14 protein-coding genes are annotated in these 12198 nt (G+C 59.5%); 6 read left to right on the top strand and 8 right to left on the bottom strand.

The features are described from left to right. Nucleotides 1-145 precede the first annotated feature (145 nt). On the top strand, nucleotides 146-1333 hold the full coding sequence (gene cfaB / locus AC0Z4S_RS07080) for a C17 cyclopropane fatty acid synthase CfaB (protein ID WP_253497375.1): 1188 nt from the start codon (nucleotides 146-148) through the stop codon (nucleotides 1331-1333). A 12-nt stretch (nucleotides 1334-1345) separates the two neighbouring features. Here the strand turns inward: cfaB and cls are convergent, their stop codons facing one another. Further along, the gene (gene cls / locus AC0Z4S_RS07085) at nucleotides 1346-2785 is read right to left on the bottom strand and encodes a cardiolipin synthase (RefSeq protein WP_485622530.1); all 1440 of its coding nucleotides are present in this window, start codon (nucleotides 2783-2785) and stop codon (nucleotides 1346-1348) included. Nucleotides 2786-2916: 131 nt separating this feature from the next. Between cls and AC0Z4S_RS07090 the strand changes: the two genes are divergently transcribed. Beyond that, nucleotides 2917-3435: a DUF3617 domain-containing protein gene (locus tag AC0Z4S_RS07090; RefSeq protein WP_042608032.1), complete on the top strand. Its 519-nt coding sequence runs from the start codon at nucleotides 2917-2919 to the stop codon at nucleotides 3433-3435. A gap of 82 nt (nucleotides 3436-3517) precedes the next feature. Here AC0Z4S_RS07090 and AC0Z4S_RS07095 read toward each other — a convergent pair whose 3' ends face one another. From AC0Z4S_RS07095 to AC0Z4S_RS07115, 5 genes are all read right to left on the bottom strand, one after another. After that, on the bottom strand, nucleotides 3518-4393 hold the full coding sequence (locus AC0Z4S_RS07095; RefSeq protein ID WP_485622531.1) for a metal ABC transporter substrate-binding protein: 876 nt from the start codon (nucleotides 4391-4393) through the stop codon (nucleotides 3518-3520). Nucleotides 4394-4404: 11 nt separating this feature from the next. Next, nucleotides 4405-5274, bottom strand: coding sequence for a metal ABC transporter permease (locus tag AC0Z4S_RS07100; RefSeq protein ID WP_485622532.1), 870 nt, complete (start codon nucleotides 5272-5274; stop codon nucleotides 4405-4407). Further along, nucleotides 5274-5942, bottom strand: coding sequence for a metal ABC transporter ATP-binding protein (locus AC0Z4S_RS07105; RefSeq protein WP_485622533.1), 669 nt, complete (start codon nucleotides 5940-5942; stop codon nucleotides 5274-5276). Before AC0Z4S_RS07105 ends, AC0Z4S_RS07100 begins: the two co-directional genes overlap by 1 nt. Continuing rightward, nucleotides 5939-6835: a GTP cyclohydrolase FolE2 gene (gene folE2, locus AC0Z4S_RS07110; protein WP_485622642.1), complete on the bottom strand. Its 897-nt coding sequence runs from the start codon at nucleotides 6833-6835 to the stop codon at nucleotides 5939-5941. The genes AC0Z4S_RS07105 and folE2 overlap by 4 nt, the downstream gene beginning before the upstream one ends. Nucleotides 6836-6918: 83 nt before the next feature. Further along, nucleotides 6919-7296, bottom strand: a complete 378-nt coding sequence (locus AC0Z4S_RS07115; RefSeq protein WP_485622534.1) for a glutamine synthetase — start codon at nucleotides 7294-7296, stop codon at nucleotides 6919-6921. Between the two features lie 210 nt (nucleotides 7297-7506). On the opposite strand from AC0Z4S_RS07115, the gene zigA reads away from it, so the two are divergent. Together zigA and AC0Z4S_RS07125 are read left to right on the top strand one after the other, a co-directional pair. Continuing rightward, nucleotides 7507-8712 carry a zinc metallochaperone GTPase ZigA gene (zigA, locus tag AC0Z4S_RS07120; RefSeq protein ID WP_485622535.1) on the top strand — a complete coding sequence of 402 codons (1206 nt, stop codon included), beginning with the start codon at nucleotides 7507-7509 and terminating at the stop codon, nucleotides 8710-8712. Beyond that, nucleotides 8712-9362 (top strand): DUF1826 domain-containing protein, encoded by a 651-nt coding sequence (locus tag AC0Z4S_RS07125; protein WP_485622536.1) that lies wholly within the window; start codon nucleotides 8712-8714, stop codon nucleotides 9360-9362. The genes zigA and AC0Z4S_RS07125 overlap by 1 nt, the downstream gene beginning before the upstream one ends. Before the next feature lie 3 nt (nucleotides 9363-9365). Here AC0Z4S_RS07125 and AC0Z4S_RS07130 read toward each other — a convergent pair whose 3' ends face one another. Further along, nucleotides 9366-9722, bottom strand: coding sequence for an NADH:ubiquinone oxidoreductase (locus AC0Z4S_RS07130; protein WP_485622643.1), 357 nt, complete (start codon nucleotides 9720-9722; stop codon nucleotides 9366-9368). A gap of 41 nt (nucleotides 9723-9763) precedes the next feature. Here AC0Z4S_RS07130 and AC0Z4S_RS07135 point away from each other — a divergent pair, with 41 nt between their 5' ends. Further along, a complete protein-coding gene (locus tag AC0Z4S_RS07135) occupies nucleotides 9764-10729 on the top strand; it encodes a CobW family GTP-binding protein (protein WP_485622537.1) in 966 nt (321 codons plus the stop codon). 6 nt (nucleotides 10730-10735) lie between these two features. On the opposite strand, the gene AC0Z4S_RS07140 is transcribed toward AC0Z4S_RS07135, so the two are convergent. Continuing rightward, on the bottom strand, nucleotides 10736-11149 hold the full coding sequence (locus tag AC0Z4S_RS07140) for a DUF3301 domain-containing protein (protein ID WP_076564658.1): 414 nt from the start codon (nucleotides 11147-11149) through the stop codon (nucleotides 10736-10738). Between the two features lie 117 nt (nucleotides 11150-11266). Between AC0Z4S_RS07140 and pdxY the strand changes: the two genes are divergently transcribed. After that, nucleotides 11267-12139: a pyridoxal kinase PdxY gene (pdxY, locus tag AC0Z4S_RS07145; protein ID WP_042608042.1), complete on the top strand. Its 873-nt coding sequence runs from the start codon at nucleotides 11267-11269 to the stop codon at nucleotides 12137-12139. Nucleotides 12140-12198 lie beyond the last annotated feature (59 nt).

Genomic DNA, 12198 nt, shown 5'->3' on the forward strand with positions numbered 1-12198 from the left:
CAGTCATCTATCGTAAGGCGCGTGTTATCTGCAGTTCAGCTGATGCGCCGGTGGCGATAGACCAGGCCAATCGAATCGATAGCCTGCTATTTTTCAAGGTTGGTCTACCCTCAGATCAGACGTCTGAAACAAGGGGGGATTTTCCATGCTCGCGCAACTTCCACCGGCCCTACAGAACCTGCAGCTCCCACTGCGCCTGCGACTCTGGGACGGCCACGAGTTCAATCTGGGCCCGGCGCCCAGCGTAACCATCGTGGTCAAGGACCCGCAGATGGTCACTCAGTTTACCCACCCGAGCCTGGACGCATTGGGTGCGGCGTTCGTCGAGGGCAAGCTGGAACTGGAGGGCTCGATCAGCGAGGTCATTCGCGTCTGCGACGAGCTGAGCAGTGCGCTGCTCGACGAAGACGAAGGCAGTCAGCCGGTTCGCGCACATCACGACAAGGACACCGACGCCAAAGCCATTTCCTACCATTACGACCTGTCCAATGCGTTCTACCAGCTCTGGCTGGACAGCGACATGGCCTATTCCTGTGCTTACTTCGAAACCGGCAGCGAAACTCTCGAACAGGCGCAACAAGCCAAATTCCGCCATCTGTGTCGCAAGCTGCGCTTGCAGCCCGGCGAGTATCTGCTGGATGTCGGCTGTGGTTGGGGCGGCCTGGCGCGGTATGCGGCGCGAGAGTTCGGCGTGAAAGTGTTCGGTATTACCTTGAGCAAGGAACAATTGGCGCTGGCGCAGGAGCGGGTCAAAGCCGAAGGGCTGGACGATCAGGTCGAATTGCAGTTGCTCGACTATCGCGATCTACCGCAGGACGGCCGTTTCGACAAAGTCGTCAGCGTCGGGATGTTCGAACACGTTGGCCACGCCAATCTCGCCGAGTACTGCAAAACGTTGTTCGGTGCGGTGAAGGAGGGCGGGCTGGTGATGAACCACGGTATCACCGCCAAGCACACCGATGGCCGCCCGGTTGGGCGCGGTGCAGGAGATTTCATCGAGAAGTACGTATTCCCCAACGGTGAGTTGCCGCATCTGGCGATGATCTCCGCCCAGATCAGTGAAGCGGGTCTGGAGATCGTTGATGTCGAAAGTCTGCGCCTGCATTACGCACGCACGCTCGATCACTGGAGCGAGCGGCTGGAAGACAACCTCGAAGCCGCCGCGAAACTGGTCCCGGAGCAAGCCCTGCGGATCTGGCGCCTGTACCTGGCCGGTTGCGCATATGCGTTCGCCCGTGGCTGGATCAATCTGCATCAGATCCTCGCCGTCAAAGCGCACCCGGATGGCAGCCACGAATTGCCCTGGACCCGGGACGACATCTACCACCCGTAATACCCAGTGCTTTCAGAGTATCGGCGAAATGAGCCGGGCGATCCGCATGCCGACCTGTTGCAGGCGGTGGATCTCCCGGCTTTCTTCTTTGGCCACTTCGTCGGCCTGCGCGAAGTCGTCGTTGAGCATGTGCTCCACGGCAGCGGCGAATTCAGCGTCGACGGTCAACAGCATCACTTCGAAATTCAAACGGAACGAACGATTGTCCAGATTGGCGCTGCCAATGGCGCTGATCTCGTTGTCGACCAACACCACTTTCTGGTGCAGGAAACCGGGTCGATACCGGAACACCCGAACGCCGGCACGCACCGCTTCAAATGCATACAGGCTGGACGCGGCGTAGACGATGCGGTGATCGGGCCGCGACGGCAGCAGCAGTCGCACATCCACGCCGCGTAATACTGCCAGCCTCAGTGCGGCGAAGACGGCCTCGTCTGGCACGAAATAGGGACTGGTAATCCACACCCGCTGCGTCGCGGCATGAATGGCTTCGACGAAGAACAGCGAGCAGGTTTCGTACGAATCGGCCGGGCCGCTGGCGAGCAGTTGGCAGAGCACGCCGTCCGCCGGGTACTCATCCGGCAGAATCAACGGCGGCAGAGTGCGTGCGGCCCAGAACCAGTCTTCGGCAAACGATTCCTGCATGCACGCGACCACCGGGCCACGTACTTTGACATGGGTATCGCGCCAAGGCGCCAGTGGCGGTTTCTCCCCCATGTATTCATCGCCGACGTTATGGCCGCCGACAAAGCCGACCACGCCATCGACCACGACGATTTTGCGATGGTTACGGAAGTTGACTTGAAAGCGGTTCAGCCAGCCGCTGCGCGTGGCAAAGGCTTTGACTTCGACGCCGGCATCGCGCAGTGCCTGCACGTAATGATGGGGCAGGGCGTGGCTGCCAATGCGGTCGTAGAGCAAGTGGATGGACACGCCTTCGGCAGCCTTCTTCAGCAGCAAATCACGCAAGCGTTGACCGAGTCGGTCGTCGTGAATGATGAAGAACTGGATAAGCACCGCTTCTTTTGCTTGTTCGATCGCCTGAAAAATCGCCTCGAAGGTCGCCGTGCCGTTCACCAGCAGTTGCACTTCGTTATTCGCCAGACACGGCATGCGCCCCAGTTTGGGCATCGCGCGCAGTGAGGCGTAGGCGCTCGAAGCACGGGCGGCCAAGGCCTCTTCCACCCACGGGCGCCAGTTCAGTTCGGAGATCGCCAGGCGCATCTGCTCATTGGCCTGGCGCCGCGCCTTGATGTAGCCATCGAAGGTGCTGCGACCAAAGACCAGATAAGGAATAAGCGTGAGGTAGGGAATGAAGATCAGCGACAATGCCCAGGCAATCGAGCCTTGCGCGGTGCGTACGGTAAGCACTGCATGGATCGCAGCGATCGAACCGAGTGTGTGCAGCAGGGCAATCAGGTAACCGAAAATGTGCGGTCCGAAAAAATCCATGGGGCAGCCTTGCTCCGCGAGATGCAATGCTTAACAGACCATGTTCTGCTGCGAATGTCTCTATTTAATCGGTGCATGAACCGACGCAACCGGCCGGCGTCTAACGGCCACAACTGATCAGGAGTTTCTCGATGAACGTTCGTCTGCTGGGTTTGGCGCTGGGCCTGGGTTTGGCATTGCCGGTGGTTGCGCAGGCGCAAATGCTGCAGCCGGGGTTGTGGGAGATGACGTCGAGCAATCTGAAGGTCGATGACCAGGCCATGGATGTGCAATCGATCCTTGGCCAGATTCAGGGTCAGATCACCCCGCAGCAGCGCGCGGCACTGGAAAAGAACGGCATCAACATCGGCGGTAAAGGCATCCGCGCCTGCCTGACGCCACAGCAAGTGGCGACCAACGATATCCCGCTGGCCGATCCGCAATCGGGCTGCAAGCAGCAGATTACCGAGCGCACCGGCAACCAATGGAAATTCCGCTTCAGCTGCCCGAAAGCCCAGGGCACCGGCGTAGCGACATTCCTCAGTGACCGCGAATTCACCACCGTCGCCAATGGCACCTTCAACGCTATCGGCATCAACCAGAAGGGCAGCCTGGAAACCCGTGCGGTGTGGCTGGGTCAGGATTGCGGCACCGTTAAACCCCGCGCTTGAAACCTTCGCAGCGCTCCCACGGTTGAAATCCGCTTCACTGTGGGAGCGAGCCTGCTCGCGAATAGCCAGAGCACCACGCAGCTCATGGCTGGCTCAGCGCCCTGTACAGCGTGTCGAGGTTGTATTCGAACAGACCGGTGAACGTGCTCGCTGGTCCGCTGGAAGCCAGTGCATCCGAATACAGCGTGCCGCCGATGTGCGCACCACTTTCATCCGCAATCTGCTTGAGCAGGCGCGCGTCCTTGATATTTTCCATGAACACCGCTTTGACCTGGGCCTGGCGAATTTGCGTGATCAACGCAGCAACCTCAGCGGCGGACGGTTCGCGTTCGGTGGACAAACCCTGTGGCGCGATAAAGTCGATGCCATAGGCCTGACCGAGGTAGCCGAACGCATCGTGGCTGGTAACGATCTTGCGATTGCCAGGCGGCAGCGCACCGAGTTTGCGTTTTGCTTCGGCGAGCAGGGCGTAGATCTGCTTGAGATACGTCTGGCTGTTGCGCTCGTAGTCAGCCTTGTTGGCCGGGTCGGCGGCGATCAGCGCCTTGGTGATGTTGGCGACGTACAACTCGGCGTTCGCCAGATTGTGCCAGGCGTGGGGATCCGCAACGGTTTCGCCGTCTTCATCGAGCGAACGTGGAATCACACCGCGACTGGCACTGATCACCGTGGCCTTGCTGTCAGTGCTGGTGACCAGACGATCCAGCCATGGCTCGAAACCGAGGCCGTTCTTGATGATCACTTTGGCTTTGAGCAAGGCCTTGGCATCCTCCGGGTTCGGCTCGTAGGTGTGCGCATCGGCGTCCGGGCCAACCATGTTGGTGATTTGCACGTGCTCGCCGCCGACCTGATGAACCATGTCGGCAAGGATGCTGAAGCTGGTGACCACAGGCAGTTTTTCGGCGGCCGACAACGACATCGAGAGCATCAGGCTGAACAGCACGAGTAGAACGCGCATCGGGAAACACCTCATTGGGATGTGAGCAAAGGCGGGCGGCGCAGCAAACCGTGGACCGGTCCGAACACCACCGAGATCAGATAGCCGGCCCCGGCGACCAACACGATAGCCGGGCCGCTGGGGAGCGAGTAGTAGAACGACAGCAGCAAGCCGAGCCACACCGACAGGCAACCCATGATGGCGGCGACAGCAATCAGTACCGGTAGGCGGCGGCTCCAGAATCTGGAGGCAGCCGCAGGAAGCATCATCAGCCCAACCACCATCAGTGCGCCGATGGCTTGAAAGCCGATCACCAGATTCAGCACGACGAGGGTAAGAAACACGCCGTGGGCCAGAGGTCCGAGACGGCTGACCGTGCGCAAAAAAAGCGGGTCTAGTGTGTCCAGCAGCAGTGGTTTGTAGATCGCGGCCATGGCTACGAGGCTGAACGCCGAGACCCAAAACATGCCGGTCAGCGTCGGCCCGTCCACAGCCAGCGCAGAGCCGAACAGCAAATGCAAAAGGTCGAGACGTTTGCCGGCGATGCCGAGAATCAGCACGCCGCTGGCCAGTGAGATCGGATAGATCGCGGCGAGGCTGGCATCCTCTCGCAGACCCGTACGCCGGGTGATCCAGGCCGCAAGTCCGGCCATGCTCAGACCGGCGCCGAGGCCACCGAGCGTAAGGGCAGGGAGGCTCAAGCCGGCGAACCAGAATCCCAATGCGGCACCGGGGAGAATGCCGTGGGCCACCGCGTCACCGATCAGACTCATCCGCCTGAGAATCAGAAATACCCCCAATGGCGCCGTGCTGCATGCCAGCACCAAGCCGCCGAGCAAGGCGCGGCGCATGAACACGAATTCGCTGAAGGGCTGCCAGAAATGGCTGACGGTGGCGAGCATCACGCCACCCGCATGGACGGTGTCGGCTGGATCAGTTCTCGACTGGTCCCATAAACGCAGTGGCCGTTTCTGATCAGCAGCGTATGCGGAATATGTTGTCGCACTGCGACCAGGTCATGGCAAACCACGACCAGTGTTCGGCCCTCGGCATGCCAGTGGTGAATGTGCTGCCAGAGCAATTGCTGGCCGAGTTCATCAAGTGCGGCGTGAGGTTCATCCAGCAACAGCACCGGGGCATCAGCGAGACTCAGTCGCGCGAGCAGGGCACGTTGTAACTCGCCGCCGGACAGGGCCATCAAAGGACGCTGTTCGAGTCCACTCAAATGCCAGTCTTCCAGCGCGTTTTTCAAGCGCTGCGTGCGCAATTGAGTCGAGAGCCGACGACCCCAGAAACCTGCAGCGATTAGTTCTTCGAGGCTGATCGGGAATTGTCGGTCCAAATGCTGCTGTTGCGGCAGAAAGGAAATACCGCTTTGCCGTGGAACAGCCATTTCCACCTTGCCAGCCAGGGGCTTTTGCAATCCAACGATGACTTTCAACAGACTGCTTTTGCCGCAGCCGTTGGCGCCGATGACGGCGGTCAGGCTGGCGCTTTCGAGTTCCAGGCTCAGAGGTATCGTCAGCGGTTGCCCGGGCGCGCCCCAGACCAGCGATTGGCAGCGGATCATTGTTGCTCCCGCTGCCAACTGCTCTCGGCAACGGCGTCATGGGCGTGCAGGCTTTCGGCGTGGATCACGCGGATATGGAATCGGTTGATGCCCCGCGTGCGTTGCAGTGCCAGGTTGAGGCGGCGGGCGGCGTCTTCGCAGAACATCAGGTTTTGCCCGTTGGCGAGCGCGAAGGCCTGCTCGTCGGGGCGCTTTACTGCGGTCTGAACGGCGGTGCCGAGGGCGGCTTCGGCGTCATTGATGATCGCGGTCAGCGGTAACTCATCGATGAAGTCGTCGAGATGCACGTGCAGTTGCGCGTAGCTGCGTTGGCTGTGCGGGGTCGCTACGATTCCTCTGGGTGAGCCGAGCCATGCCAACACCTCAGCGTGCTGCAGGGACTTGTTGGCGAAATCATCGACAAACTGCTGCTGGATCAATTGCCTTGCCAAGGCTGCGGAGCAGGGGCATGTTGAGGAGTAGGGCACTTCGATTTTTAGTTCCACGTGGAACATTTGCTGTTTCAGGCTTGCTGAAATGGTTGTCGGATAGGATTTCCAGCCTGCCAATGGGCTGATAAGTGCGGGTCGTTTAAGCAGCAAGTCCGTGTGGATGTTCAGATACGCGCAGGCGGATAAGCCTTGGTGACTCACCAAAAATTGTTTGAGCACTTGACGCAGCAAAGCTGGGGAAAGGTTCTCCTCTTCAAGCGCTTCCAGTGCCAGATACAGCCGCGACATGTGTATTCCGCGCGAATTTCCATCATCGAGACTCACGCCAGCGTCTACTTTGGCACTGAGGCGTTGGCCGTCTAGCAAAACGGGTAGGGCAATCCCGCACATTCCGACCCAATCGAGTGGCAATGCCTGACGTGCAGATTGGTTGGCGATATCCGGTAGCGTAAGAGCGTTCATGTTTGAGACCGTCGTGTTGATCTCGGTTTGCGTTACATTATAACAATCCATTCAGCGACGCTTTTTTCATGAAAAGGTTTTCACTAGCAGCCCGTCATCCGGCTGCAAGTGAACCTTGCGCTGCTGCCTCCCGAGCTTGAGAAGCGGTTGATGGTCGTCCAGCCGACACGACGGGTATAGCCAACCCAGGCCTCGCCATCGGAGGCGACACCGGTAAAAAAGGTCAATTGGCCAAACCGGCTGTTGGTCTGCGCCCAATAGCGATGGCCATCCTTCTCGAATCCCCTCAGATACAGCGTGGTGCCGACCGTATTGACGCTATAGGCGTTGCCTTCGGCGTCCACGCAAGCCAGAAGGTTAGCGCTGCGTGTGCAGTGCGCCAGACCGGGAACTTGCGCTTCGACCTGGCCGGCGAGCGCCAGGCCGAAGCTCAAAAGCAGATATTTCAGCGGATTTTTCATTGCGCTTTTCCAGTTTCTTTGACGCGACGAATCGCGAATTCTTCCGCGATGGGCTAGTACGGCTGACTTGTTATACTATAACATTAATTGCGAACCAGCCTGATCTGCCGATAACAACCGTTTGCCTTCATCAACCCCAGTGCAGGAAGCGCAATACGGCAAGCGCGATCAAAAAAGCGCAAGTCGGCCGCGATTTATGAGGATTATCCAATGTCAGCCAAATTGCCCGTTACCGTACTTTCAGGATTTCTCGGCGCCGGAAAAAGTACGCTTTTGAATTACGTACTACGTAACCGCGAAGGTCTGCGCGTTGCGGTAATCGTCAACGATATGAGCGAAATCAATATTGATGGTAGCGAAGTCCAGCGTGATGTCATCTTGAACCGCGCAGAAGAAAAACTCGTTGAAATGAGCAACGGCTGTATCTGCTGTACGTTACGTGAAGACCTGCTTGAAGAGGTCAGCAAGCTCGCAAGGGAAGGACGTTTCGATTACCTGCTGATCGAATCCACCGGCATCTCCGAGCCGCTTCCCGTCGCCGAAACCTTCACCTTCCGGGATGAGCAAGGGCAAAGTCTCGCCGACATCGCTCGTCTGGATACCATGGTCACAGTCGTCGACGGTGTGAATTTCCTGCTCGATTACCAGGCCGCCGAAAGTCTGGCCTCTCGCGGCGAAACGCTCGGTGAAGAAGACGAGCGTTCCATCACGGACCTGTTGATCGAACAGATCGAATTCGCCGACGTCCTGTTGATCAGCAAAATCGACCTGATCAGCCAGCATGAGCGCGAAGAGCTCACAGCAATCCTCAAGCGCCTGAATGCCCAGGCTGAAATCATTCCAATGGTGATGGGCGAGGTGCCGTTGGAGAAAATCCTCAACACTGGTCGTTTCGATTTCGAAAAAGCCGCACAAGCACCCGGATGGTTACAGGAATTACGCGGTGAGCACGTCCCGGAAACACAGGAATACGGCATCGCCTCGACGGCCTACCGCGCCCGCCGGCCATTTCACCCGCAACGCTTCTTCAGCTTCATTGATCGGCCTTGGCTGAACGGCAAACTGCTGCGTTCCAAAGGCTTCTTCTGGCTCGCCAGCAAACCCACCGACGCCGGCAGCTGGTCGCAGGCTGGTGGCTTGATGCGGCATGGATTCGCCGGTCGCTGGTGGCGTTTTGTGCCAAAGAATCAATGGCCGCAGGATCAGGAAAGTGTCCAGGCGATCATGGAAAACTGGACGTCCAGCGTAGGAGATTGCCGCCAGGAACTGGTTTTCATCGGTCAGAACATCGATTTCCTACAACTCACAGCCGAGCTGGATGCTTGCCTGCTGACCGATGAAGAAATGGCAATGGGTGTAGAAGGCTGGCGCTTGCTGCCTGATCCATTCGGCCCTTGGCACGAAGAGGCCGCCTGATGCTCGCACTCAAAGATCATCCGCACCTTACTCGTCAGCAACATCAGGGCCTGACGCCGGAAACGCTGACGCGAATCCTTGAAGACCACACCAATCTCGCCGTCTGGCAACGCCAGCTGCCGTTGCACAACGCCGATTTTGCGCAGTTGGTGCTGTCGCTCAACGAGCCCTTGGCCGAGTCGCTTTGCCTGGAGTTACCTGATGAAGACGCCGAACCGGATCTCGGCGGATTGGCTTCAGGGCTGCGTGATCTGCAAGGTTACGAAGGTTTCATGAGCGATCTGAAATGGCTGATCAGTGCCTTCGCCTGTCTGCTCGGCGCCCGGCGTATCGGCGTGCGTCTGCGCGTGCTGCACAAGGCCATGTGCCCGCGCTTCCACGTCGATCACGTGCCGGTGCGCCTGATCACCACCTACGCCGGGGTCGGTAGCCAGTGGCTTGAAGAGGGGGCGATGGATCGCATGCGACTTGGTCAGGCCAATGCCGAACCGCAAGATGCAGCGACGATTCGCCAGCTCAACAGCGGCGACGTTGCCCTGCTCAAGGGCGAAAAGTGGCACGGCAATGAGGGCTTCGGCCTGATCCATCGTTCACCGCAACCGGCACCCGGTGAGCGCCGCTTGCTCCTGACCCTCGACTGGCTCGGCTGACACTCAGGGCTTGCGCCAGGCGCCCTGGCTTTGCCCTTCGCAGTACGGCTTGAGATACGCCGCATCAGTGGCCACGCCGTAATAGTGGATATCCTGGCGATAAGGCATATTGGCGACTTGCGCGTTGCTGCACACGCCGAAAGCCCCGCTCGGGCACTGATCGACGTATTTCACCTCGACCTTCTGTCCGGCCAGCGTCGGTTGGCAGAAGCCGTCATTGAACAATTTCTGCGGAATCGTCCTGTTCTGCTGACAGACTTTGACGTCGAGCCGTTCGCCCTGTGTGTGCACCACACAGGCCTGGGCCCACGCTTCACTCGACAGCAGCGTCAACAGCAACGACCATCCCGACCAGCGCATCATCAGTCTCCTCAATAACTGTCCGCAGAAAAGTACCCGCCATGTTGCAGAACATTCCGACCCACGTCATCGCCGGCCCGTTGGGTGCGGGCAAGACCAGTCTGATTCGCCAGTTGCTGGCGCAGCGGCCCGCGCACGAGCGCTGGGCAGTGCTGATCAACGAGTTCGGCCAGATCGGTCTGGACGCCGCGTTGCTCACTCGCGACGACGATGGTATCGCACTGGGCGAGGTGGCCGGTGGCTGCCTGTGTTGCGTCAATGGCGCGCCATTCCAGATCGGCCTCGGCCGCCTGCTGCGCAAGGCCAGGCCGGACCGACTGTTTATCGAGCCATCCGGACTGGGCCATCCGGCGCAGTTGCTCAAGCAATTGAACGAGGCGCCGTGGCTGGGCGTGCTGGCGGTTCAGCCGTGTGTTCTGGTTCTGGACGCTCAGGCACTGCAAGCAGGCAAAGCCTTGCCGGACGCTCAGCAGCAAGCGTTGGCCAGCTCGGGGTTGCTGCTGCTGAACAAGGCGGAAAATGTTGATGCAACGGCTCGGGAGAACATTGCCAGCCAGTTGCCACCGGTCAGGATGATCTGGACGCAGCAAGCCCGGTTGTCTCTGCACGAGCTGCCGGGGATGGCAGAAAAAGCAACCGGAGGCGAGGGTCATCTGCCGCTGCCCGCGGGGTTGGCGCAGCTGCCGGCCGTCTGGAGCGATCCGAGCGTGCCGATTTGCCTGAGCCAGGCGCAGGAGGGTGGCTGGAGTATCGGTTGGCGCTGGCATCCTGGACAGATATTTGACCAAGGACGCATCGCTGATTGGCTGGCCGCTCTCGAGTGGAAGCGGGCCAAACTGGTCATCCACGGCAGGGATGGCTGGGTTTCAGTCAATGCGCTGGAAAATGCAGATCTGATTTGGCAGGCCAGCGAATGGCGAAAAGATTCGCGAATTGAGCTGATCTTTACCGGGCCGCAGAACATCGAACAGCTAGACGTCGATTTGACTCAATGCCGAGTTCGGTGAATCAGCTCAAGGCTTCCACTTGGTATGTTCCTGCCGCCACTGGCTCAGCTCGATGACTTCCGCGCGAGGCTTGTGCACTTCGACCACCGGCGGCGTATCGTCGAACGGTGCCGGGTAGGGTGCCAATTCAATCTGCGCACTGTGCGCGCCGAACTGGGTGACCGTGCCGTTGTGGCGGCTTTCGCCGGTCACGGTGAACTCGAAGTTGTACACCCGCGCCAATCGGCGACGGCCGTTGGCATCCTTGATCAGACCGATCTTCTTCAGCGCGACGTTACCGTCCAGCAGCTCGACCCCGACATTGGTGCAATGCTGTTTGACCCGTTCCAGCGCACGCTCGCGCAAGCCGTGGTTGTGCCATAGCCAGGCACCAGCGGCGGCGAACAGCATCAGCACGAAGATGTTTTCCAGGGTCAGCATCTACATCGAACTCCAAAAGATAGCGTCAGCTTAACTGTCTCGCCGGTCTGTCGTACAGGCTGTGTTTCGTCGCATACTGCGCGGCTTGAATTTCAATCGTTTTACGGAATGACCCGAATGAAACGTACGCCTCATCTGCTCGCCATCCAGTCCCACGTGGTGTTTGGCCACGCCGGCAACAGCGCTGCGGTTTTTCCGATGCAGCGCGTCGGGGTCAATGTCTGGCCGCTCAACACCGTGCAGTTTTCCAACCACACCCAGTATGGTCAGTGGGCTGGTGAAGTGCTGGCGCCGCAGCAGATTCCCGAACTGATCGAAGGTATCGCCGCGATTGGCGAGCTGGGCAACTGCGACGCGGTGCTGTCCGGCTATCTCGGCAGCGCCGCGCAGGGCCGGGCGATTCTCAGCGGTGTGGCGCGGATCAAAGCGGTCAATCCGAAGATGCTGTACCTGTGTGATCCGGTCATGGGCCATCCCGAGAAGGGCTGCAGCGTGCCCACCGAGGTCAGCGATTTCCTGCTCGATGAGGCCGCGGCCGTGGCGGACATCATGTGCCCGAACCAGTTGGAGCTGGACAGTTTTTCCGGGCGCAAGCCACAGTCGCTTTTCGATTGCCTGGCGATGGCGCGAGCACTGTTGGCGCGTGGACCGAAAGCGGTGCTGGTCAAGCATCTGGATTACCCGGGTAAACCGGCGGATGGTTTTGAAATGCTATTGGTGACTGCCGAAGGCAGTTGGCACCTGCGCCGTCCATTACTGGCGTTTCCGCGTCAGCCGGTGGGCGTTGGCGACCTGACATCCGGCCTGTTCCTGGCGCGGGTGCTGCTCGGCGACAGCCTGCTGGCGGCTTTTGAATTCACCGCAGCGGCGGTGCATGAGGTGTTGCTGGAAACCCAGGCGTGCGCCAGTTATGAGCTGCAACTGGTGCGGGCGCAGGACCGGATTGCGCATCCGCGAGTGAAATTCGAGGCGACAGCGATCAGCCTGTAAGATCGCGCTGCCTTGATTCGCGAGCAAGCTCGCTCCCACATTTGGTCTTGTGTACGCCA

It is taken from the genome of Pseudomonas sp. 1L-B-1-E-C1 (assembly GCF_057291835.1).

Coding starts and splice junctions, on each gene's coding strand:
- AC0Z4S_RS07115 (WP_485622534.1), bottom strand. CDS start 7,296: ATGAAAAATCCGCTGAAATATCTGCTTTTGAGCTTCGGCCTGGCGCTC.
- AC0Z4S_RS07125 (WP_485622536.1), top strand. CDS start 8,712: ATGCTCGCACTCAAAGATCATCCGCACCTTACTCGTCAGCAACATCAG.
- cfaB (WP_253497375.1), top strand. CDS start 146: ATGCTCGCGCAACTTCCACCGGCCCTACAGAACCTGCAGCTCCCACTG.
- AC0Z4S_RS07135 (WP_485622537.1), top strand. CDS start 9,764: ATGTTGCAGAACATTCCGACCCACGTCATCGCCGGCCCGTTGGGTGCG.
- AC0Z4S_RS07100 (WP_485622532.1), bottom strand. CDS start 5,274: ATGCTCGCCACCGTCAGCCATTTCTGGCAGCCCTTCAGCGAATTCGTG.
- AC0Z4S_RS07090 (WP_042608032.1), top strand. CDS start 2,917: ATGAACGTTCGTCTGCTGGGTTTGGCGCTGGGCCTGGGTTTGGCATTG.
- folE2 (WP_485622642.1), bottom strand. CDS start 6,835: ATGAACGCTCTTACGCTACCGGATATCGCCAACCAATCTGCACGTCAG.
- AC0Z4S_RS07105 (WP_485622533.1), bottom strand. CDS start 5,942: ATGATCCGCTGCCAATCGCTGGTCTGGGGCGCGCCCGGGCAACCGCTG.
- pdxY (WP_042608042.1), top strand. CDS start 11,267: ATGAAACGTACGCCTCATCTGCTCGCCATCCAGTCCCACGTGGTGTTT.
- cls (WP_485622530.1), bottom strand. CDS start 2,785: ATGGATTTTTTCGGACCGCACATTTTCGGTTACCTGATTGCCCTGCTG.
- AC0Z4S_RS07095 (WP_485622531.1), bottom strand. CDS start 4,393: ATGCGCGTTCTACTCGTGCTGTTCAGCCTGATGCTCTCGATGTCGTTG.
- AC0Z4S_RS07130 (WP_485622643.1), bottom strand. CDS start 9,722: ATGCGCTGGTCGGGATGGTCGTTGCTGTTGACGCTGCTGTCGAGTGAA.
- AC0Z4S_RS07140 (WP_076564658.1), bottom strand. CDS start 11,149: ATGCTGACCCTGGAAAACATCTTCGTGCTGATGCTGTTCGCCGCCGCT.
- zigA (WP_485622535.1), top strand. CDS start 7,507: ATGTCAGCCAAATTGCCCGTTACCGTACTTTCAGGATTTCTCGGCGCC.